Raw genomic sequence first — 2,442 nt, forward strand, 5'->3', positions numbered from 1 at the left:
TGAAACGGATGTGCATGCATTGAAAAAACAAAATGCACAAGCAGCTGCAAAACAATCACAATCTTCTAGCTCTAATCAATAATGAAGGAAAAACACTTCTCTATCTTTAGAGAAGTGTTTTCTCAGGCTGTGGAGAAAGTCTTCTCCACAGCCTATTTTTGTGTTTGAACCTCTATTTAAGTGGTACCGTCCTATGCCCATCAACCTCATCAGAGTAGATTTTCCCCAAACGTAAAAAATGAGCTGAGTTCACAGAAATAACCGTAAAGATATCAAATTTTCGTTGTGGGTTAATTCAAAATCTTAGCCTGATGGATATGGGACGGGCCCCCAATATATCCGTATTTCCCCCGATTCTACGTGTAAACTGGAGTCGTTAATAGATTAGGATTTGCATACAAAATATTTACTTATGTTTTCATGGAAGACTAATATCTGCGAATGAAAAATATGTTTAACGCTATTATTATCAACACATTCTTATATGTAATATTGCATATAAGAATGTGTTGATAATAATGTAAGCGCTTACTATAATAAAGGCATAAAGATAAATCATATCTTAGCAACAACAAAAGAGGAGGGGATAATATGGAAATTGCAATGGCAGTCTTGAAATTTTTAGGTGGAGTAATTCCATTAGTTCAAGAGCTTTTAAAAGCATTTATGTAAGTTTATTATTTAGCAATCATTTATAAAGCATTATCAGATCTTAATGCAAAAAAGAACGAGGTGATTTTTCTGAAAATTAAGAAAAACAATAAAAGAATAAAATTCCTAGCATGTTTATTAGTTAGTTTATGCACTATTAATTATTCATCTATTTCCTTCGCGGAAGCACAAACAGGTAATGCAAATGATGCAACCAAAAATGCTATTGGCATTAATACTGGTATAGCAAGTTTAAAGTATGATAGTAGAGATATTTTAGCAGTAAATGGTGATAAAGTAGAGAGTTTCGTTCCGAAAGAAAGTATGAATTCAAATGGTAAATTTGTAGTAGTTGAGCGTGAGAAAAAATCACTTACAACGTCACCAGTCGATATTTCGATTATTGATTCTGTGGCTAATCGTACTTATCCAGGAGCAGTACAACTTGCAAATAAAGCTTTTGCAGATAATCAACCTAGTTTATTAGTGGCTAAGAGAAAACCCTTAAATATTAGTATAGACTTACCTGGCATGAGAAAAGAAAATACAGTAACTGTCCAAAACCCAACGTATGGTAATGTGTCTGGAGCAGTAGATGATTTAGTATCTACTTGGAATGAAAAGTATTCAACAACACATACGTTACCTGCAAGAATGCAGTATACAGAATCTATGGTTTATAGTAAATCTCAAATAGCAAGTGCTCTTAATGTTAACGCTAAATATCTTGACAATTCACTGAACATTGATTTTAATGCGATTGCAAATGGAGAGAAAAAAGTGATGGTTGCGGCATATAAGCAAATATTTTATACCGTAAGTGCTGAACTACCTAACAATCCATCAGATCTTTTTGATAATAGTGTTACTTTTGATGAGTTAACTCGTAAAGGGGTAAGTAATGTGGCTCCGCCTGTTATGGTGTCAAATGTAGCTTATGGTAGAACAATTTATGTGAAATTAGAAACAACATCTAAGAGCAAAGATGTACAAGCTGCCTTTAAAGCCTTACTTAAGAACAACAGCGTCGAAACGAGTGGACAGTACAAAGGTATTTTTGAAGACAGTACCTTTACCGCCGTAGTATTAGGCGGAGATGCGAAAGAGCATAACAAGGTTGTTACAAAAGATTTTAATGAAATACGAAATATCATTAAAGATAATGCAGGATTAAGTCTTAAAAATCCAGCATACCCAATTTCATATACGAGCACTTTCTTAAAAGATAATTCAACTGCTGCCGTTCATAACAATACAGATTATATTGAGACTACAACTACAGAATATTCAAGTGCTAAAATGACGCTTGATCATTACGGTGCATATGTTGCTCAATTTGATGTATCTTGGGATGAATTCTCATATGATCAAAATGGGAAAGAAGTACTAACACATAAAACTTGGGAAGGAAGCGGCAGAGACAAAACTGCTCATTTCTCTACAGTCATACTACTTCCACCGAATTCAAAAAATGTAAAAGTCGTAGCGAGAGAATGTACAGGTCTTGCATGGGAATGGTGGAGAACAATTATTAATGAACAAAATGTTCCGTTAACAAATGAAATAAAGGTTTCAATTGGAGGAACAACATTATACCCAACTGCTAATATTAGTCATTAGGTTGGAGTAAAGCGCCCTGTTTACAGGGCGCTTTTCAAATATATCATACGCATCTAATTAGTGATTCAATATACTTTTTTAAGTGGGGGGACCGTCACATAGTCATCAAGCTAAAATCTCATAGTACCCAAGAAAAAAAATCGTGCTAAATTTTAACAAACAAGCTTATTT

Annotated in this window: 1 protein-coding gene and 1 pseudogene; both read left to right on the forward strand. The window is 33.9% G+C overall.

Annotated features, from left to right (window positions below):
• A pseudogene (locus V7038_RS26075) lies at positions 1 to 82 on the forward strand (gamma-type small acid-soluble spore protein); the annotation flags it as partial.
• A 650-nt stretch (positions 83 to 732) separates the two neighbouring features.
• Positions 733 to 2,271: a thiol-activated cytolysin family protein gene (locus tag V7038_RS26080; RefSeq protein WP_335695857.1), complete on the forward strand. Its 1,539-nt coding sequence runs from the start codon at positions 733 to 735 to the stop codon at positions 2,269 to 2,271.
• The last annotated feature ends 171 nt before the right edge of the window (positions 2,272 to 2,442 follow it).

The organism is Bacillus sp. JJ783 (assembly GCF_036963225.1).
Classification (GTDB): domain Bacteria; phylum Bacillota; class Bacilli; order Bacillales; family Bacillaceae_G; genus Bacillus_A; species Bacillus_A cereus_U.